This is a genomic window from Tepidibacter aestuarii, from assembly GCF_934924865.1.
In the GTDB taxonomy this organism is placed as follows: domain Bacteria; phylum Bacillota; class Clostridia; order Peptostreptococcales; family Peptostreptococcaceae; genus Tepidibacter_A; species Tepidibacter_A aestuarii.
The window spans coordinates 533,224-555,299 of sequence record NZ_OW235315.1 but is presented as its reverse complement, the minus strand read 5'-3'; the positions used below and the strand labels follow the sequence as shown (position 1 = coordinate 555,299).

General features: G+C 30.4%; 18 protein-coding genes and 1 riboswitch. All 18 genes read right to left on the bottom strand.

What is annotated here, in order from left to right; genetic code table 11:
• Positions 1–121: 121 nt before the first annotated feature.
• The 18 genes from M2214_RS02655 to M2214_RS02570 all read right to left on the bottom strand — a co-directional run bounded on the left by M2214_RS02655 (position 122) and on the right by M2214_RS02570 (position 21,212).
• Entirely contained in the window at positions 122–925 is an 804-nt protein-coding gene (locus M2214_RS02655) for a hypothetical protein (RefSeq protein WP_248482552.1), read from the bottom strand.
• 224 nt (positions 926–1,149) lie between these two features.
• On the bottom strand, positions 1,150–1,764 hold the full coding sequence (thiE, locus tag M2214_RS02650) for a thiamine phosphate synthase (protein WP_248482550.1): 615 nt from the start codon (positions 1,762–1,764) through the stop codon (positions 1,150–1,152).
• 27 nt (positions 1,765–1,791) lie between these two features.
• Positions 1,792–2,394 carry an energy-coupled thiamine transporter ThiT gene (gene thiT / locus M2214_RS02645; protein ID WP_248482548.1) on the bottom strand — a complete coding sequence of 201 codons (603 nt, stop codon included), beginning with the start codon at positions 2,392–2,394 and terminating at the stop codon, positions 1,792–1,794.
• A gap of 9 nt (positions 2,395–2,403) precedes the next feature.
• The gene (gene tenA / locus M2214_RS02640) at positions 2,404–3,066 is read right to left on the bottom strand and encodes a thiaminase II (RefSeq protein ID WP_248482546.1); all 663 of its coding nucleotides are present in this window, start codon (positions 3,064–3,066) and stop codon (positions 2,404–2,406) included.
• On the bottom strand, positions 3,063–3,845 hold the full coding sequence (gene thiM, locus M2214_RS02635) for a hydroxyethylthiazole kinase (protein WP_248482544.1): 783 nt from the start codon (positions 3,843–3,845) through the stop codon (positions 3,063–3,065). The genes tenA and thiM overlap by 4 nt, the downstream gene beginning before the upstream one ends.
• Positions 3,845–4,663, bottom strand: coding sequence for a bifunctional hydroxymethylpyrimidine kinase/phosphomethylpyrimidine kinase (thiD, locus tag M2214_RS02630; protein WP_248482542.1), 819 nt, complete (start codon positions 4,661–4,663; stop codon positions 3,845–3,847). Before thiD ends, thiM begins: the two co-directional genes overlap by 1 nt.
• 115 nt (positions 4,664–4,778) lie before the next feature.
• Positions 4,779–4,882: riboswitch (TPP riboswitch) on the bottom strand.
• A 68-nt stretch (positions 4,883–4,950) separates the two neighbouring features.
• Positions 4,951–5,388 carry a DUF134 domain-containing protein gene (locus tag M2214_RS02625; protein ID WP_248482540.1) on the bottom strand — a complete coding sequence of 146 codons (438 nt, stop codon included), beginning with the start codon at positions 5,386–5,388 and terminating at the stop codon, positions 4,951–4,953.
• Positions 5,389–5,473: 85 nt separating this feature from the next.
• Complete coding sequence (locus tag M2214_RS02620) at positions 5,474–5,830, bottom strand: NifB/NifX family molybdenum-iron cluster-binding protein (protein WP_248482538.1); 357 nt, start codon at positions 5,828–5,830, stop codon at positions 5,474–5,476.
• A 1-nt stretch (position 5,831) separates the two neighbouring features.
• Positions 5,832–6,683 carry an ATP-binding protein gene (locus M2214_RS02615; RefSeq protein ID WP_248482537.1) on the bottom strand — a complete coding sequence of 284 codons (852 nt, stop codon included), beginning with the start codon at positions 6,681–6,683 and terminating at the stop codon, positions 5,832–5,834.
• Positions 6,674–7,504 carry a P-loop NTPase gene (locus M2214_RS02610; protein WP_248482535.1) on the bottom strand — a complete coding sequence of 277 codons (831 nt, stop codon included), beginning with the start codon at positions 7,502–7,504 and terminating at the stop codon, positions 6,674–6,676. The genes M2214_RS02615 and M2214_RS02610 overlap by 10 nt, the downstream gene beginning before the upstream one ends.
• Positions 7,505–7,516: 12 nt before the next feature.
• Positions 7,517–7,882: a NifB/NifX family molybdenum-iron cluster-binding protein gene (locus M2214_RS02605; RefSeq protein ID WP_248482533.1), complete on the bottom strand. Its 366-nt coding sequence runs from the start codon at positions 7,880–7,882 to the stop codon at positions 7,517–7,519.
• Positions 7,883–7,894: 12 nt separating this feature from the next.
• Positions 7,895–8,722 (bottom strand): Mrp/NBP35 family ATP-binding protein, encoded by an 828-nt coding sequence (locus tag M2214_RS02600; RefSeq protein ID WP_248482531.1) that lies wholly within the window; start codon positions 8,720–8,722, stop codon positions 7,895–7,897.
• Between the two features lie 211 nt (positions 8,723–8,933).
• A complete protein-coding gene (locus tag M2214_RS02595) occupies positions 8,934–10,037 on the bottom strand; it encodes a GerAB/ArcD/ProY family transporter (protein WP_248482529.1) in 1,104 nt (367 codons plus the stop codon).
• 357 nt (positions 10,038–10,394) lie between these two features.
• Positions 10,395–12,431, bottom strand: coding sequence for a methyl-accepting chemotaxis protein (locus M2214_RS02590; protein WP_248482527.1), 2,037 nt, complete (start codon positions 12,429–12,431; stop codon positions 10,395–10,397).
• A 367-nt stretch (positions 12,432–12,798) separates the two neighbouring features.
• Complete coding sequence (locus M2214_RS02585) at positions 12,799–14,796, bottom strand: methyl-accepting chemotaxis protein (RefSeq protein ID WP_248482525.1); 1,998 nt, start codon at positions 14,794–14,796, stop codon at positions 12,799–12,801.
• A gap of 257 nt (positions 14,797–15,053) precedes the next feature.
• Entirely contained in the window at positions 15,054–16,406 is a 1,353-nt protein-coding gene (locus M2214_RS02580; RefSeq protein WP_248482523.1) for an RCC1 domain-containing protein, read from the bottom strand.
• 537 nt (positions 16,407–16,943) lie between these two features.
• On the bottom strand, positions 16,944–18,266 hold the full coding sequence (locus M2214_RS02575) for an alanine/glycine:cation symporter family protein (RefSeq protein WP_248482521.1): 1,323 nt from the start codon (positions 18,264–18,266) through the stop codon (positions 16,944–16,946).
• A gap of 1,497 nt (positions 18,267–19,763) precedes the next feature.
• Positions 19,764–21,212, bottom strand: a complete 1,449-nt coding sequence (locus tag M2214_RS02570; RefSeq protein WP_248482519.1) for an alanine/glycine:cation symporter family protein — start codon at positions 21,210–21,212, stop codon at positions 19,764–19,766.
• Positions 21,213–22,076: the final 864 nt, after the last annotated feature.

Here is a 22,076-nt window from a genome sequence, read left to right as displayed (position 1 = left end):
CACAGTTTTGTTACAACAATTTAAATCTTATATATATATTTTTATATAAGTTTACACAAAAAATTATAGCTTTCTTAGACGCAAAAAAGACTCTCATATTTTGAGAGTCTTTCTTTATTAATTAAAAGTTTTGATTCATTCCTCTTCCTTGTCCATTGCCTCGTCTTTGTCCATTGCCTTGTCTATTTCCTCTTTGATCATTTTGATGGTTTTCTTTTATTTTATCTGCTGTATCTTGAGATATTATTCCAGCCTCTACAAGCTCTGTTAATCCTTCTCCCTTTTGTCTAGGATTTTCATTAAAATACTCTTTTCTTTCTTCTGCCGTCATATCTTTAATTTTTTCTATTTCTACTTGTCTTGCTTCAGATTTTTCAGCACTAAACTCCATCCACTTGTCTGCTTCATCTTGAGTTATTATACCATCTTCTACTAATTTATTTACTCTTTCTTCGTGCTTTTGTTTATTCAAATCAGCCTTCATTTGATGCATCTTGTCTTGTATTTCATTCGCTCTTTCTTGAGTTAGAATTCCTTCTTCAACTAGTTGTAAGAATCCTTCGCCTTTAACTCTATTTTCTTGCATGTATTCAAATCTTTCTTGTCTTGTCATATCTTTAGTAGCTTCTTGCATTTGATCTCTTTTTTGTTCTTGGAAATCTTTTATCTTATCAGCTTCTTCTTGAGTCAGAATTCCTTTTTCAACTAAAGAACTCATATCTTTATTAACACCATGTCTATTTTGTTTAAAATTACAATTTCTAGAACCCATACCTTTATTCATTTGGCTATTAACAGATACTTTATTTGTAGGATTTAAATTGTTAAGCTCATTTGCAAAAGCAACTCCTGCAACAGATGATAATAATGTTCCTCCTATTAGTATTCCACTAAGTAATTTTCTTGTTCTTGAACTTGCTTTCATTTTTATTTCCCCTTTCAAATTTAAGTATTTGATTTATTAACTTTATTCTAAAAGAGTTTTGTCACAGTTTTGTTACAACAATTTAAATCTTTTATATATTTTTCATAAAAAATGTATATAAAATTTATAATTGTAGATAATATATAATAATCTACTGAGGAATTAATAAGCTTTAATTAATTCCTATATTAGCTCCATCAACGACCTCCCCCCTGTTGATGGAGCTATTTTATTTTATATAGCCATTTAGCACATTCACTTTCTATATCATCTTTTCCTAGTATAGCTGATATAACTGCATACCCTTGAACATCACACTTTTTTAATAAATCTATATTATCTAATTGAAGACCTCCAATAGTAACTATTGGAATATCAATCTCTGCTCTTATATTCTTAAGTGTTTCTATACTTACACTTTTAGCATCAAGCTTTGTAGACGTGTTAAACATAGCGCCCACTCCTATATAGTCTGCTCCATCTGCTTTAGCTATTTTAGCTTCTTCAATGTTAGATACCGATACTCCTACTATCATATTTTCATCTACTATAGATTTCACATAAGAAACAGGTATATCACTTTGACCTACATGAACTCCATCAGCATTTGACATCATAGCAATATCAACTCTATCGTTTACAATGAACATAGCATTGTACTTTTTAGTCAATGCTCTTAACTTAATTGCTTTTTGTAAAAACTCAGCTCCAGTTGCATATTTTTCTCTAAGCTGAACCGTCTTAGTTCCACCTCTTAATGAATCTTCTATACATTTATAAAAATCTCTTCCATCTAATATTTTACTATCAGTTACTATATAAAGACCATAATCCTTCATATTCCTACCTCCTCTTTTTCGGTTATATTATACTTTTGCAGTACTAAACTTACTGATAATTATTTTTATAGGAAAGCTAGCTACTATAACTGCACACAATACGCCTTCTACACCTGCACTTGATGCATTATATATAAAAGAATACCACCATATATTCATACCTTCAGGTGCATATTGTCCAAAATATACAGCACCAGATAATATGTTCATACCAACGCTTATAACTACAGCAAATAAACATCCCATAAATATTTTATACTTATTTTCTCTACCGCATACGAATGCTAGTCCAAGTCCCATAGTAGATAATATGTAGTCAAGTAAGAACTGTGCTGGGTGAACTACAAACATACCGTTTAACATTTTTAATAATCCAAATACAAGACCTGCTGTTAATCCAGCTGTTCTTCCATACAATAGTGAAATAAGCATTACAGGAACCATTGAAAATAAGCTTATTCCTCCTCCTTGAGGATATTTAATAAATTGTATAATATAAAGAATATATGATATTCCACTAAAAATACCTATTGTTATAATTGTTCTTAAATCAGGCTTATTATTTTTTAAATCCCAAAAGTACATAATTAATAATAAAACTCCAATTCCTAAAATAATGCTGTTTTCCATAATATCCTCCTAGTCTAAACTCTTATATGCCATATCCCAAAATTGTAGTTCATAAAGGCTAGATTTTATAAATATGTCTTTAATTTTTTCTTTCTTTTCATCTGTTATATCAGAACATATATCGTCTATATAATCTATCCATTCGTCTGTAAACTTTGAATAGCCCTCTGATGCATATGTATCTATCCATGCTCTATAGTAATTATCTTCTAAGCAATCTGCATATTTATCCTTTAGATACTTTCCTATATAATTGTAACTCCATGTGCAAGGAAGAGTTGTTGCTACTATGTCTTCTAAATCTCCAGTTAAAGACAACGCTTGCATATAACTTATATAAGATGTTGTTACGAGTTCCATGTCCATACTCTCAATTTCTATTTCTTTTATTCCAAACTTTTTTAAGTACTCTATGTGAACTGCTGTTTCATCCTCCATAGTTCCTTTTATCGATTTATAGAAAAATCTCATTTCGTCCATAGTCTTTGCTTTTACGACTCCCATACAAAACACCTTTGAATACTCTTTAAGGTATAAATAATCCTGTATAAGATATGCCTTAAATTTTTCCTTAGGTAAACTTCCATTACCTATTTCCTTTACAAATGGGTGATCTATATATTTATCCCATATGTGTTTTACCTCTTTTAATAGATACTCTGATATTTTCATACAGTCTCAACCTTTCCAAGATTTCTTATTTTATCTTCTGTAAGTGTATATATATTATCAAATAAATTTACCTTAAATGACCCAATTGCAACCTCAGCTTTATCCGCTAGCTCACCTGCTAATGACATGCACAATGTTCCTATAATAGCAGCATCCATATTATTATCACTAACACCTAAAAAACTTCCTATTAAGCTATTTATCATACATCCTGTTCCCGTTACACTCTTTAACTTTGGTGTTCCATTATGTATTTTTACAACCCTATCATTATTTACTATAATATCAGTTTTACCTGTTATAGCTAATGTCGTACTAAATCTTTTACTTGTTTTTTTTAGATATTCAATGTCATCACATTCCTCGTGAGAATCAACACCTTGTCCATTGACCTGTTGTCCCCCTATGAATTTTATTTCTGCCATATTACCTTTAATAACATCGAATTTTGCTTCTTCCAAAAGCTTTTTTACTATTTCTTGTCTTTTGTTTGATGCAAATACGCCAACAGGATCTAATACAAGTTTTTTTCCAATTTTATTTGCATATTTTGATGCTTTTACAAATAAATCTAAGTGAGAAGTATTCATAGTTCCTATGTTTATAACAACTGAACTTGCAATATTTATTACGTCTTCTAATTCTTCATATGAATAGCTCATTAAAGGACTCGCCCCTATTGCCAAAGTCATATTTGCGCAATCATTTATAGTAACTTCATTAGTATAGTGAACTACTAATGGCGATACTTCCTTTACCTTGTTTATTAATTTATACACTATTGATTTCCTCCTTTGTCAAATTCATAAAAGTGATGAACAGGACCTACCCCATGGCCTATATCAAAGCTATTTTCTATCGCATTTGTTATGTACTCCTTACTGTTTCTAACTGCTTGTTTTATATCATATCCATGTGCTAATTGAGTGACTATAGCTGATGATAATGTACATCCTGTTCCATGAGTATTTTTTCTATCAAGTCTTTTAGATTCAAACAATTCACATACACCATCACCCATTAATAAATCAACAGCATCACCATCTAAGTGACCGCCTTTAACCAATACATACTTAGGTCCAAGCTCTAATAATTTCTCAGCAGCTTTTTTCATATCTTCTAAGTTTTGAATATGTACACCTGTTATCTCCTCAGCTTCCATAGTATTAGGAGTTATAATATAAGCCATTGGTATTAAGTAATTTATAAGATTTTTTTTGGCTTCTGGTTTTAATAAAGAATATCCACTCTTTGAAATCATAACTGGATCTATTACAAGATTATTAACATCATATTTGCTCAATGTATCTGCTATTTCTTTTATTATCTCAGGGCTTGAAACCATCCCTATTTTCAAAGCCTTTGGATGAATATCTTCAAATATTACTTCTATTTGCTTTTTTATTATCTCTTTGCTAATCTCTTCTACAGCAAATACACCTTTAGTGTTTTGAGCTGTAATTGCTGTTATAACACTCATTCCAAAAGTTTTAAGAGCACTAAACGTTTTTAAATCCGCTTGGATACCCGCTCCTCCAGATGAGTCTGATCCTGCTATTGTCAGTACTGGTACTCTATAATCTTTTTTGATATTCATAAAAAAAGTCCCCCTATTCTCAAAAAGTCTAGGGGAACTTTTGTATATTTAAATCAGTAATTTCACAAAAAAAAATTGTATTCATAACGAATACAATTAATATGAATATACTAAAACCATATAATCATAACTTCCCTACGTTGGTACTAACCAAATCAGGTTTAAAGAGTTAATAGACAATATCTATCTCTCAGCCAAAAGGCACCCCTAGCTTCTTATTAAATTATTTTAAACTTTTGTAAAAGTTTGATTTAATTATATATCAAATATGATATTTTGCAAATATATTATTTATCTTCACATAACTTTTTGCACAATCCAACTTTTTTTGTACAAGTAACCTTATTTAATCCACAATCAGGACATGATTTTTTATCTTGACTGTATTTTATATTATACTCATTCCCACAGTCCATACATTTAAACCTACAGTGCTTCGTAGTATAGTGTCCTCCACTTATTCTTATAGCTTTTCCCTCAGTTAGTGATACAGCTACCTTTTTACGAGCACTGTCTATTATATTCTGAAATGTCTGTCTAGAAACCTGCATTTTCTTTGCACATTCTTCTTGATTCAATCCCTCTATGTCCTTAAGTCTCATAGCTTCAAGTTCTTCTATCTTTACTTCAACTTCTTCTATATCACATTTTTGTTTTCCAACTGGAACAAAATAATTATTTTCCGGAAAAAATTCTACTGTCCTAACCTTTGTAGGTCTTGCCATAGCTATACCTCCCTGTACTGTATAATATTTTAATTATATCATTACCTATTAATTATTCAAACTATACAGGGACTTTTTTACAGCATTAGCCGTTACAACTTCCCTCATGTTCATGTTCTGTACATACACTATTAGTTGATTTTAAATTCCCATCTATATAATTTTGTATTGATTCATCAGCAAGACCACTTGCACCAACGATAACCTCTATATTATTTTCTCTAAATAAATCTTGAGCTGTAGCTCCCATACCTCCAGCTATTATAACATCAACTTTTAGCTCTTTTAAGAATACTGGCAAAAAACCTGGTCTATGTCCTGGATTTTCAACAAATTCACTTTTTAAAATCTTATTATCCTCTGACTCATATATGCTAAATCCCTCACAGTGTCCAAAGTGTCCACTAACCATTTTATTATCACTGGCAACTGCTATTTTCATTTTAAATTCCTCCTAATTTTTTAATATTTACCCACATGTTTTGTATAGCTCTATTAGCTATACTATCTTTATATAATGTTATTGGCTTCAACTCATTTATAGACTTAACTACAGTCTCATCATATGGAATTTCTCCAACTAATTTCAGGTTTTTATTTTTTATAAATTCTTTTATTTCAAAGCCTATTTCTTCATTCATGTCACATTTGTTTATACATACCATAGTAAGTATACCAAAGTGAGTACATAATGAAACTACCCTAGTTAAATCCTCAAGTCCTGATTTTGTAGGCTCTGTAACTATTAACGCCATATTAGCTCCTGTTATTGAAGATATAACAGGACATCCAATCCCAGGAGATCCATCTATTATAATCAGATCACTGTTTTCATTAAATTTTTTAGCATTATTCCTAATATCCGATATTAAAAGTCCTGATCCATCGCTTCCTATTTCCATTTTGGCTCTTGATATTATTCCGTTATCAAGCTTTGTTATAAATGTTTGAGCAGTTTTTTCATCATCTAAGTTTATGGCGCCATGCTCACATACATGTGTACAAGCTCCACATCCTTCACATAAAAAATGATCTATATTTAAATTTTTTATAGCACCAAATCTACATATATCCTCACACTTTAAACATTCCATACAATAAGATCTATCTATAGTAGCTTTTTTTCCCTTAAAAAAATCTTTCTCTTTAATATCTTCTCCATCATAATAAAGATATAAGTTAGGTGCATCTACATCACAATCCACCCTAACTACTTTTTCATTTAGCTCACATAAAGCAGTAGCAATTGTAGTTTTTCCTGTTCCACCTTTACCACTTAACACCACTAATTCCATGAAAACACTCCCTTTATGCTTTGGGCTATTTCATCGAATATACTCTTATACTTCAAATCTTCGTATAGAAGTTCTCCTCTTGAGTATATCTTAGCTATATCCTTACTATATGGAATACTGCCTATTATATCTATGTTTTCACCTTCACAGTATTTTCTAGCTATATTATTTTCTTCATTATCTTTATTTATGACTATTCCGAATGGAATATCAAACATTCTAACAAGCGCAACAGCCATCTTAAGATCGTGAATTCCAAATTCTGTTGGTTCTGTTACTAAAATTCCCATATCTGCATATTTTAAAGAATTAACTACATTACAAGATGTTCCTGGAGGGCAATCTATTATATTTATATCAGTTTCAATATTATCTAAAACCTTTTTTATTATAGGAACTGCCATAGGCTCTCCTATATTCAAAATTCCTCTAGTGCATTTTATATCTGATTTTTTACCCTCTTCTATTTTTCCAATCTCTCTAAACTTATACTTTATAGCATTAGATTTGCATACTATCTCACACGCTCCACATGAATGACATAGTTTATCAAACACCATAATTTCATCTTTTACATTAATTAAAGCATTGAAATCACAGCTTTTAACACATTTACCGCATCCTGTACACTTATCGTAGTCTATATCAGGGTATTCAACCGAAACACTATCTACGCTCTCTATACTAGGCTGTAAAAATAAAAAACCATTAGGCTCTTCTACATCACAGTCTATATAATTCGCATTTAAGGCTAAAGCTATATTTGTTGAAACTGTAGTCTTTCCTGTTCCGCCTTTCCCACTAAGTACAGCTATATTCAAACTAACTCCTCCTTATACATTCATCCCGTGATGAGCTTTGCCTGCTGCTTCAATTTCTTCAAGTTCACCCTTATTTAGCATATTTACAGCTTCTTCAACAGAAATATCACTACATTTATAAGCCTTTATATTCGCTTTTTTAAGTATCTTAAATGCATTAGGTCCAAGGTTTCCAGTTATAACAACATCTATACCCTCATCTATAATCTGCTGTGCAGCTGCAACTCCCGCTCCTGATCCAGATATTTGTCCTTCATTTTTTACAGCCTTTATTAATTCTTTTTCTTGGTTGTATATTTGAAACCACTCGCATCTTCCAAATCTCTTATCTAGTGAACTATCTTTATTTTCTTTAAAAGCTGATACAGCTATATTCATATTAGTCCCTCCTTAGTTAGTAGCTTTTTTTAATACTTTACTTGCTATATTTTCCATAACTTCTTTAACTTCTTTATCTAGAGGCTTATCAGTATTTTTCTCAAGTCCACTTACACTTTTAGTCATAGGAAGCTCTCCTAAAAGTTCAAGATCCATTTTTTCTAAGAAATTGTCACTTTCTTCATCACTGAACAGTTTTATTTTCTTATCACAGTCAGGACATTTTATATAGCTCATATTTTCAACTACCCCATACACATTTATATTCATTTGTCTTGCCATACTTACAGCTTTTGATACTATCATAGAAACCATATCTTGAGGAATAGAAACCATTACAACTCCATCTATAGGAATTGATTGCATAACTGTAAGTGCAACATCTCCTGTTCCAGGAGGCATATCTATTATTAAATAATCTAACTCTGCCCAATATGTATCTGTCCAAAACTGCTTAACAACACCAGCAATCATAGGACCTCTCCATATTACAGGTTGATTTTCATCCATCAATAAATTAAGAGATAATACACTTATATTATCCTTAGTTTTAGCTGGGTACATAACATTATCAGATACCATAACCTTTTCCTTGCTAACTCCTAAAAGTCTTGGAATACTAGGTCCTGTTATATCTGCATCAAGAACACCAACCTTGTATCCTTCCTCACTCAAATGCTTAGCTATAAGTGCTGATACAGTTGACTTACCAACTCCACCCTTTCCGCTCATAACTCCTATAATATTTTTCACATTGCTTAATGAATTGTATTCTAACATACATGTATCTTTATCTTTAGAACATGTTTCACTACTTGGACAAGAATTGCATTCTCCCATGTATTTCATCTCCTTATTTTTATTTTATTGGCATATGCTACTTTGAGTATACTCCTGTTTTATATTATTGTCAAATGCCAATAACTTTCATTCAAAAATTTATATCAAAATAAAATACTACATTTATAAGCTTGTTTAATGCTTATAAATGCAGTATTTTTTATATCTTTATATTAAAATTCCCCTGTATTATCCTATTTTATAATTTTCATTAGTTAACTTCATTTTGAATCATTTTCCTATGTTTTATCTCGCACCCTATCCATATGATAATAGGTATAAAAACATGGAAAAATAAATGATAGTAATCTATAGTATATTCTAACCATTTAACCATATCAGCTATATCTGTAAATATAAAAACATTTAGATTAATTACGTGCAGTGTTACAGGTATTACTAAAAAACGATAACCTGTACATTTAAATATATAACTAATACCCTTACATATAGCTAATATAAATATACTAAGCTTTAATACTCCTCCTAATACGAACATAGTATTTGCTAATATTTCTACCCGCTGTACAAAATCTCCTATATCTACTCTTGCTGCAGTTACAGTCAATGTATAATATTTATCTGATGCTAATCCTACTCCTAATACTGCAACATTTGCTACAAATACTAAAAATACTAATATAAATCCTATTATAGTACCTATTGTATATACTTTAAAATAAGATGCCTTGCTTTTAAGGTTTGAAAATATCATAGTAAGTACAACTACTTGTGTTAAAGGAAATGAGAGTACCGAAAAAGCACCCCTTAATATTGGTTTTATACCTGAAACTAAAGTAGGTCTAAGATTATTTATTTCTATATCACCACCTAATATTAGTAGTAATATTGTCATAAATACAAAAGCTATTAATATATGTGTAAATACCTCTGACCATCCTCCTATTGTATCAATTCCTACTTTTACTAGCCAAGCTGCTAACAAGGCTTGTATAGAGGCTGGTACTATACCTGGTGTTTGCCGCATTGTTACTGTTACATAAAACTCTAAGTATTCTCTCAATATAACAGCTGCTATAACATAAGCATACCATATATATAATAGTATAATTATAGTTCCTATAAACCTACCAAAACATATTTCAACAACTTCAAATAAGTCTCTATTTGGAAATATATTATGTATTCGTACATACATAAATATAATTGGTAATGCCATAATAAGCCCTAATATACATGCTATCCATATATCCTGTTTAGCCTGTATACCTCTTGTATATATAATTGCAGTTCCTGATAAAAATATTATATATATGCTTATAGCCTTTCTATCTGAAATAATTTCTTTATCCATAGATCCTCCAAAATATTATCACTTTAATCTTTATTATTAATTATTATCTTTCCCATACTAATCCTTTTTCACACAAAAAAACCATATAACTCTTTAATTATTCTTATATAAATAAACAAAAAATTAGTCTAGTCGCTACGCACTAACTCATATCGCCAACGATCCCTACGGGCTCCGTTCTTAAAATTCACATGCGTTCATGGCTCCAACAAGTCTCATGACTCTGTTGTTTAAAAATAATTGCAATTGTAGTTCTTTTATCAATGTTATCCATAGATTCAAAACTATATAGTTTCCTTAAACGTAAAAAGAACACCTCTATCGAGATGTCCTTTAATTGTCTTAAGATATATACAACTATTCAATTTTAAATCTCTCTACATTATTTTGAAGCTCCCTAGCCAATTCATTTGAAGTCTTAGCTAATGACATTATCTCTCTTATAGACGCTAGCTGTTCTTCTGTTGAAGCTGAGACTTCTTCTGTTCCCGCTGAAGTTTCTTCTGTTATTGCTGATATATTTTGTATAGAATCGATAATAACTTCTTTATTATCAGAAATATCATTACTAACCTGTTTTACTTCAATTATTTTTGATACAAGTTCTTCTAACTTCTGTTCAATTTTTTTGAATGCATTACCTGTATTATCAATAGCTTTATCATTACTTTCTGTCATATGATTTACTTCATTCATTATACTTACAGCATTCACTGCTTTTATTTGTATATTATTTATTATTTCGCTTATATCCTTAGTTGCATTTCCTGTATTTTCTGCTAATTTTCTAATTTCTTCTGCAACTACAGCAAACCCTTTACCGGCTTCTCCTGCTCTAGCAGCTTCTATACTTGCATTAAGAGCTAACAAATTGGTTTGTTCTGAAATCTGAGTTATAAGACTTGTAATACTCTCTGCGTTTCCAGTTGCGATGTTTACTTCTTCAATAATACCGTGAACATCCCTATTCTTCTTTTTACTATTTTCTGTTTTCTCATATAAATCAAATATAATAATACTACCTTCTTTACATATCTTATCCGTTTCATTTGTTAAACAAACAGCTTCATCAATAACCTCAGTAGAAGTATTGATTTTTATACCCAATTCCTCTGTACTAATTGCAACTGATTGAGCATCTTTTGCTTGGTCCGATGCACTTAATGCTATCTGTTCAACCGACTGAGCAATAATACTCATAGCCTGATTGGACTGATCAGTAATTTCAGCTAAACTATCAGATTGACTGGTCATTTCATAAGAGCTATTTTTAATATTACTTACAAGATTCTTTAATTCTTCTTGCATCTTTTGAACTGAATTAGCTATATATCCTATTTCATCATTATATTTTAGTATATTCAAATCCATAGATTCCGTAAAATCTCCTTCTGCAATTCTTTGAATATTACCAGAAGTTATTCTTAACGGCTTCATAGCATACCCAATTGCAAAATATAATATTAGAGAAACTAATAAAATTATAACTACTGACATTATAATAGAAGTTTTAATAATATCATTTTTAGCATCTGTCAAAGAATCTAATGATAATCCTACATCAATAGAACCAATATGTTTTCCATCTTCATAGAACGGAATTTGTACATCATATGCCCAAATGCCTAATTCTTCATCAAACCACTTATTCGAAGCTGCCTTTCCATTTATAGCTGCTGATTTTGTTACATCATCATCATATGTTTTACCAACTACCTCATTAGTACCAGCAACTGCTAAACCAGTTTTATCAATCTGTACAGCATATAATACACTTTCATCTTCTGTTGCTTTTGTAAGTGTACTTTGGATGTTAACATTTTTCTTAAAATCTTCTATTATATCTACAGAAACACCAGCCTGTACAAAATAGCCATTACCTAAACTAATACCTCCAAATTTATAAAGTTTTCCATCAAGCGGATTTTCTCTTGGGTCCTCTAAATAAGTATCTGAACCCCCATCAAATACACTATCCATGGCGTGCCCAACAGGATATTCCCAACCTATATTAGCAGGGACATTAGAATAATCTATAATTCTATCTGGACCTATTATACTTATTTCCGATATCCCCAAATCAGAAACTAGTTGAACTATATTTTCATTAGAGATATTATTTATATCCATGTACTTTATCATAGAACATGAAGTTATAATCTTATCATCTATTATACTTTGTAACATTTTTTCAACTTCTTTACTTCCCTCTATCTGATTTTCTATCTGTTCAGCTAAATTCATACCATTCTTTGTTATTTCATCTTCTAGCTTATCATTAACTATTTTGATAGATACCCCCATAAGAATCGAAGTAGAAATAAAAAATAACGTCAATACAATACTTATAATTTTCCATTTAAACGCAAACTTCGTTAATATCTTATCAATCATTTATATACCTCCCTTTATATGTTTATTTAATCTATAGTTCTCATTATATGTAAAATAATCGTGATTTTCAATGAAAAACTACTGATGATTCTAAGAATTCTGCAATCAGTTATATTTTAATTGTATATTTTGTAAATATATGCATTTTTTAAATAAGTATTATATTTTCTTTTTTATATATTATTATAAATTCATCCTTCTACTGCATTACAACTTGCCTGTAACAAGTGATAATTACTATAAAAACTCATAAAAATTAAAAAATAGTTATATGTATATCATTAGTTCTTACGATTTTTTTCACAAAATAGAGCTGTCTTAAAATAGAAATTAATTTCTATTTTAAGACAGCTCCGCTTATATTTTGTTATATTTTAAATTTATTTATTTGCTCATTAAGTTTTAAAGAAAACTCATTTAACTTTTCTGCACTTTTTGCTACTTCTTCGACTGCCATGGCCTGTTGCTGAACAGATGCCGTAACCTCCTCTGATCCTGCTGCCGTTTCTTCCGATACGGCTGATATATTTCCTATAGACTCTACTATTGAATCCTTATCTTTTATTATATCTATTACAAATCTATTAACTTCTTCTATTTCATTTGTAATATTATCTATTGATTTAGATATTTTAGCAAAAGAATTATTTACATCTTTTACAGATTTTGTTTGATCTATAGAAACAATTTTTACTTCCTTCATAATACCAACTGTATTTTCACTTTCTTCTTTAATAGTATCTACTATTTTTTTTATTTCATCAGTTGCAGTACTTGATCCTTCTGCAAGTTTTCTTATTTCATCTGCTACTACTGCAAATCCCTTTCCTTCTTCTCCTGCTCTTGCCGCTTCTATACTTGCATTTAGTGCTAATAAATTTGTTTGATGTGCTATAGACCTTATTGTATCTAGTATATCTTCAATGTTACTTGATTTTTCACTCAATTGTCTTACTGCATATTCTATTTTTGTGATAGATTCATTATTTAAATCAGTTCTTTCTTTAAGCTGATTAAGTACATTAATACCTTCTTCATTTACATTAATTGCTTCATTAGCATTTTTATACATAGTATCACTATTATTTGCTAGCTTATTAAATTTATCATCTAAATTAGATACAAGCTTTGCTCCATTTTCTGCATCCATCGCTTGTTCACTTGCACCTCTTGCTATTTCTTCTACAGTTTTGGATATTTCTTCAGCAGATGCACTAGTTTCTTCTGATGTAGCTGCTAAATTTGTTGCTGCATCTGATACTTCTTCACTTACTTGTTTTGCATCTAATAATAGAGATTTAACATTTTCTATCATGATATTAAAATTGTCTGAAAGTAGTCCTATTTCATCATTTGATCTAATATCTGATTTTACTGTAAAGTCTCCATCTTTTACTTTATTCATATTAGCCACTATTGATTTTATAGGTTTTGAAATTTTATTTGCAAATAGTACACCTACTATTGATGCTACTATAACTATAAATAATCCTATTAATATAGCATTCGTAAGTATGCCTTTAGTAGATTTTTCCAGATCGTCTATGTATATTGTTGACACTATGTACCAATCTAAATTTTCCATTTTTGTATATACAGCAATTTTTTTGGCTACATTACCATTAGCTTCTTTATATTCATATTCTACAATTCCAAAATCTTTATTGCTACTTACACCTTTTAAAATTTCTGGTACACTTGTCTGTTGACCTATTTTTTCAGGATTTTTATGTGTAATTAGTGTTCCATTAGAATTTAAAATGTATGGATATCCCTTTTCTCCTACTTTTATAGAACTTATTTTTTCAGATAATTTATCTAATGGTATCGTTACAGCTACTACCCCAACTAATTTACCTTTGTTGTCATATACTGGGGCTGCACTAGAAATTGCAAGGTTACCACTAACAACATCTATGTATGGATTAGTCCAAGTAACACTTTGTGATTCAATTGCTTTTTTATACCACGGGCGTGTTCTTGGATCAAAATCACTTCCCAAATCTACTTCAGGATAAATTTTAAATCCACCATCTATAGTTCCCATATATATTTGGCTTACCCCTTTATAACTTTCTACATATTGCTTAAATAATTCCATTAAAAAAGGTTCATATTCAGGATGATTCAGAATTTCTCTAAGATCAATATTTTTACTAATCATATCAACTCCATACTCATATCCTTCAAAATGATTTCCAATCGACTGTCTAATATCATTATTTAACTGCTCTACAGAATGTTTAAATTGGCTTTTTAATTCTTTTTTTGCTTTTAAATACGATGTTGTACCTAAAAGTGACATAGGTACAATTATTACTACTAAAATTATTGCAATTAGCTTTGTTTTTATTGTGAGTTTCATAAACTCCCTCCTTGCTTAAAATAAAATTTTAATAAATGTCAAAAAAACTAATAGAATTAAAGAGTTTGCATGGATATATAATTGAAGAGTTTATCAATATTGAAGAAAAATTATATCAAAGAATTTAAAGAAATGAGAATTCTAACAGCACCAATATAAACTATTGGTGTTGTTAGAATATCATAAATATTATTTTATCATATTTATTTTACTTAAGTAAATATATAGATTTTACTTGTAAATGAATTATAATTTACTTAAGAAGTAAAATAACGATCACCAGTAGAAATAGCCATAACATTAGTGATAAAATCAAAAGGATTAGTAGAATCTTTAACCTGTACTGGTGTGTTTTTATTACCTCCTAAAGTACCATCACCCAGTTGACCATTATAGTTATTGCCCCAAGCCCAAACTGTTCCATCAGTTTTAAGGGCTAAACTATGACTCCAACCAGCTGAAATAGCTATAACATTAGTCATAAAACCATTAACAACCTTAACCTGTACTGGTATATTCTTATTACTTCCAGAAGTACCATCACCCAACTGACCCTCAATATTTCTACTCCAACCCCAAACGGTTCCATTCGTCTTAAGGACTAAACTATGACTCCAACCAGCTGAAATAGATGTAACATTAGTTAGAAAACCAGTAGGATCCTTAACCTGTACCGGTATGTTCTTATTACTTCCAAAAGTACCATCACCCAATTGGCCACTAGAGTTTCCTCCCCAAGCCCAAACTGTTCCATTAGTCTTAAGAGCTAAACTATGAAACCAACCACCAGAAATATCTATAACATTAGTTAGAAAACCAGTAGGATCAGTAGTATCTTTAACTTGTACTGGTATATTCTTATTACTTCCAAAAGTACCATCACCTAGTTGACCATCGTAGTTATTGCCCCAAGTCCAAACTGTTCCATCAGCTTTAAGAGCTAAACTATGACTCCAACTAGCAAAAACAGCTATAACATTAGTTAGAAAAGCAGTATGATCCTTAACCTGTACCGGTATCTTCTCATTAGTTCCAGAAGTCCCATTTCCCAATTGTCCCTTAGAGTTATTACCCCAAGCCCACACTGTTCCATCAGCCTTAAGAGCTAAACTATGAAACCATCCAGCAGAGATAGTTGTAACATTAGTTAGAAAACCTGTAGGATCAGTAGTATCTTTAACTTGTACTGGCATATTTTTATTACTTCCAGAAGTAGCATCACCTAATTGGCCATCGTAGTTATTACCCCAAGCCCAAACTGTTCCATCAATCTTAAGAGCTAAACTATGTCTCCAACTAGCAAAAACAGCTATAACATTAGTTAAAAAACCAGTGGGGTCAGTAGCATCCTTAACCTGTACCGGTATGTCCTTATTAGTTCCAGAAGTACCATCACCCAATTGACCATTAGAGTTGCTTCCCCAAGCCCAAACTGTTCCATCAGCCTTAAGGGCTAAACTATGACGGTTACCAGCAGAGATAGATATAACATTAGTTAGAAAATCAGTAGAACCTCTAAGCTGTACCGGTATATTCTTATTAGTTCTAAAAATACTCTCATCTAATTCACCATTATATTTATTTCTCCAAGCCCAAATTTGATTACTCACATATAGCACCTCCTCCAAATCATTTAAAGTATTGAAATTACCTGGTTTTATCCGAAAGCTAAAAATTCTAAGACTCTATCCTCTTAAGCCTGGATATAAGAACTTAACAGCTTCTGGATTAATTCAACTAGACATTCAGTTGGAGTAAAAACTCCATCTGAATTAAGCTTTACTTTATGAATATGTCTGCTAATATAGAATAACTAATTATTTTGTTGTTATTTTATTATATTCACTAAAGCTGAGATAGTTAAAAAGAATAATAGAATCTAAAAAAAACCATGTGCAGTAAATTTATAAATATACTCTGCATCATGGTCTCTATTATATAATTAATTTTTTTAACTTGTTTTGATATTCTTCTAAATCCAGAATTGATCTATTAGCTAAATTTCATATACTGATATGTATTCACTTAAAGTCATTGATTTTTGCTCAGCTAACACAAACTCACCTTTTTCCAATTATTTCTTAATTATATATTACTATAAAGAAAAAGCATAGAGGAATTTAAAATATTCCCTCAATGCTTTATTTTTATGCTCCTATATTTTGTTTCTTTTCTTCTTCTAATAATTTATTAAATTCTTTAGTTTCAGCAACAAGTACACCGCTTAATCCTATAAGCCCTATTAAGTTAGGGAATGCCATAAGCGCATTAAATACGTCTGAAATTGCCCAAACAAGATCTAATTTAATAACAGAGCCAAGTAAAACGAATCCAATCCATGCATATCTATAAGGTTTAACAATTTTTGAACCAAATAAGTACTGCATACATTTTTCTCCATAATAGCTCCAACCTAATATTGTAGAGTAAGCAAAGAATATAATTCCTACTGAAACTATAAGTCCTCCCGAATTTCCTGGAAGACCAGTGCTAAACGCTCTTGTAGTTAATGCAACACCAGTTTCCCCACTAGTCCAAGCTCCTGTTGAAATTAATACAAGTCCAGTCATAGTACAAACGCATATAGTATCTATAAATGTACCAGTCATTGATACTAGTGCTTGACGTCCAGGTACATCACTTTTAGCAGCAGCAGCGGCTATTGGTGCCGAACCAAGACCTGATTCATTTGAGAATACTCCACGAGATACACCCTTTTGAATAGCTAATTTTACAGCAGATCCCATAAATCCACCAGTTGCAGCTGCAGGAGTAAATGCATATTTAAATATAAGAGAGAACGCATGAGGAACTTCAGATGCATTTATAATTAATATTAATGCCGCTCCAGCTATATAAAATATTGCCATAACAGGAACTATAAGACCAGTAACTTTACCTATACTTTTAACTCCACCAAGTATAACTACTGCAGTTAATACTGATAAAATAATACCAGTTATAGTTGGACTTACTCCAAAAGTAACGTTTATAGATTCAGCAACAGAGTTTGCTTGAACCATATTTCCTATACCAAAAGCTGCGAAACCACCAAAGAATGCAAATAGAACTCCTAACCATTTAGCGTTCAGTCCTTTTTCTATATAGTACATAGGACCTCCAGCCATTTCTCCATTTTCATCAACAGTTCTGTACTTAACAGCAAGCATACCTTCTGCATACTTTGTAGCCATTCCAAAGAATGCTGTAATCCACATCCAAAATACTGCTCCAGGACCCCCTGCTGAAACAGCTGTAGCAACTCCGGCTATATTACCAGTACCTATAGTTGCAGCAAGTGCTGTCATAAGAGCTTGGAAATGAGATATATCTCCTTCTTCTTTAGGTTTATTTTCCTCCTCTTTAGGCTTTGAAAATGCTAATTTTAAAGCATAAGGAAGATGAGTAACTTGAACAAATCCAAGTCTAAATGTTAATAGAATACCTGTACCCACCAATAAGATAAGCATAATGGGTCCCCAAACAATACCACTCAATTGAGTAAAAAAATTATTTAGTGCTTCCACAAAAACCACTCCTTTAATAAAATTGCGAATAATATTATGTATTCAAATAAATACAATTTATATTAAGTATATTAGAAAAAAATGTAGAACACAAGTATATTTTCGGAAAATTCATAAGATTCAAATTAATTTTTTAACAAAGTCTTATACATATATGGGCTATAGAAATATATTGAAAAATTTGCTTATCCTTTCACAATATTAGTTTCTATGGTGATATTGATAGTTGATATATTATTGAATATTATTCAAAAAAATATTAAAACGCAAATTTTATTAGAATTTTTTTAATATATAGAATATATTGATTTATTGCGGTGTACATACAATTATGCATAGATTAAATTGTTCAAATAATTTATTTATGTAACAACTTTTATTCAATGTAAAAGTTGTACTTATGTTATGTTTTTTTCTGAAAACGTTTTCCATATAAGTTTTTATCTTCAGAAAAATAAAAACTTATTAATCATGATTAATTTCGTTAAAATATTATCGTTTTTTTGTAGTTTTTGATATATTTTTTTTGAAATTTTTAATGCAAATTATATTAATAAACTATCTAAAAGAGTTTTAATTTCCTAAAAACTATCGATTAGCTAGAAAACAGGATAATTAGTCCTATTTTCTTTACTCTCACAGAACCGTACTTACATTTGCCGTACCTGGCTCCTGAAATTTCTCTCAAAACTAATAATTAATAGAGCCGCTTACGCTGTTATAGGTATAAATATAGAAGAATTTAAAGAAGTCTTAGGCATATAGATTGGTGAAAATAAAAGTGATGTATATCATATAATCATGGAAAAAGATTTTCTAGAGATTTAAAATTAGTCTATACAACTCCAACAGAAGAAGCTGCCCTTATTCAATTAGATTTAGTTGAAGAAAAACGGAGTCAAAAGATTAGAAATTGGGCTCAAATTTTAGACCAATTAAATATACATTTCGAAGAAAGACTTACTTCATTAGCTATTTAATTTCAGCTTTAGCTAACTCAAAAAATTAAGATAATTAATCTTAAACTAGCCCTTTTTCTTTAAATAGAAAAAGGGCTAGTTTTTTATATAAAAACGTAACCCTTAGATATAGTTAAAACACCATATTTAAATCCAATATGAAGTTTACACACATTTAATTACATACTCTCCGATTACTATAATAGCGAACCAATTGAAACTAACCTATCGTATAAAATATATTTTGAATTTATTAAAAGGTTTATCTAGTTAATTTCTAGATAGATTTTTATAATTAAACGCTTGAGCGTGTGCTAATATATTAAATCTTCTGATGCCGTATCTTCTTTTTTGTTTAGTAGCTAAAAGGATACCACACAATCAGTTCGGAGTATTATCTTTTTTTATGAATTTATTTTATTCAAAAAAATAGTAAAAGATATCGTACGATATCTTTTACTATTTTAGTCAGAAACTATTTCTATATACTTCTTTTTAACTCATCTGATTTATTTGATTCATTTGATTCATAGTCTTTTGTCATCTTAAATACCAATGGGCTAAGAGCTAGCATACCTATAAGGTTAGGAAGTATCATCAAACCATTAAATGCATCAGATAGACCCCATACAATATCAAGCTTTACTACAGAACCCACAACACACATTACAATCCAAAGCCATTTGTATACTTCAACAGCTTTGACTCCTGCAATATACTCAAGACATTTTGAACCATAGTAGTACCATCCTAGGATTGTTGAGTAAGAGAAGAATATCAGACCAACAACAATAATAAGATCTCCAGGCCCAGGTAGTCCCATATTAAATGCTGTGGAAGTAAGAGCAGCACCACTAATTAGATTAATACCTTTAGATGCAAGTTCTGCCTTCATAGTAACAGGATACATTGCACCATCTGAGGCTAAAAGTTGTAAAATACCATCTTGCCCAATGTTTATTGCAGGAGAAACTAATATTACAAGAGCTGTCATAGAGCAAACCATTAATGTATCAATAAAAGATCCTAAAGAACCTATAATACCTTGCTTTACAGAATCTTTTGTAGCAGCAGCACCATGAGCAATAGCAGCAGTACCAAGACCTGCTTCATTAGAAAATACTCCACGAGCTACACCAAAACGAATAACTGTTCCTAAAAGACCACCCTGTACTGCATGACCAGTAAATGCATTAGAAAAGATCATACCGAAAGCTGCAGGAATTTTATCTACATGTATAATAAGAATTGCTAGTGCACCAATAATATACATTCCTGCCATAAGCGGAACAACTTTATCTGAAACTTTACCGATAGATTTTACCCCACCAATTAAAACAATAGCAGTTGCAATAGCAACAATAATACCAGTCACTAAATAAGGAACACCAAAAGAGCTATTCATAACACTAGCAACCGCATTTGCTTGAACTAAGTTCCCAGGTCCAAAACATGCCATAACACCAAAGAATGCATATAGCCAACCTAACCATGCCCATTTTTTACCCATACCATTTCTGATATAGTACATTGGGCCACCAGATCTCTCTCCCTTTTCGTTTACTTCTCTAAACTGAACAGCTAGAACTGCTTCAGCATATTTACTTGCACCACCTACTAATGCCACAACCCACATCCAAAAAATTGCACCAGGTCCACCAGCAGCAATTGCTGTTGCAACTCCCGCAATATTTCCAGTACCAATTGTTGCAGCAAGTGATGTCATAAGAGCTGCAAATGGAGACATATCTCCCTCTTCACTAGATTCACGATTAGAGAATAATAGTTTAAAAGCTAAGGGCATTTTTCTAAATTGTAGGAACTTTGTCCCAACACTTAGAAATAAACTTGTCCCAACAAGCATAACAATCATAAAAGGTCCCCACGCAAAATTACCTAGGGCAGTAACTAAATTCGAAAATGTTTCCATAATTGTCCTCCCGAATAAAATATTTTGATATTTTTAAAAATAATATAATAAGTCCACCTAGTTGTAACCAGCTCCTCCCTTCTATTTTTAATTTTTGATTTCTAAAAACAATAAACTTTATAAAATCTTTAAATTAATTTTAAAGATTTAAGTACATATCTTTTTAAAAACTTGTCATCACCAAATCAATTTAGCAATATCATAGATTTTCTTTATTTATTTAATTTTTTAGAGCTTTAAACTTTATTTAATTAACTCATTTCATTATATAGTTTATTAAATAAAGTGTCAATCAAATAAATAAACCTTTATTATAACTTTTATTTCCCTTCTTTTAAGATTAAGAATAGAATATATTGGATACAAATGGCTTCTGCCGTATCTAAGTATATTAGAAAAGAATTCAGAATACAAGAGTATTTTCGGACAATTTAAAAAATTCAAAATAACTTTTTAACAAAAAATATTCATATTAAAATATTCATATTAAAATATTCATATGTTATAGAAAAATTTGCTTATTATTTCACAATGTTAGTTTTTATAGTCAGATTGATAATTAATAATAAGGTTGTATTTTAATTAAAAGGGATTCAAACGTAAAATTTATTAGAATTTTTTCAAGATACAGAATACATTGATTTTTGGCCGTTTATATCCACTAAAGTTGTTGAAATAATTTGTTTGTATAACAACTTTTATTTAATATAGAAGTTATATTTATGTCACACTTGTTTTTTAGAAAACGTTTTCATTGTCATTTTATTCACTGGTAACCAAAATCATTTAATCGCGATTAGGTTTTTGTGAAAACCTTACCATTCTTATTTTGTTAAAAACTTACCGTTTTTCTGTAGTTTTTTA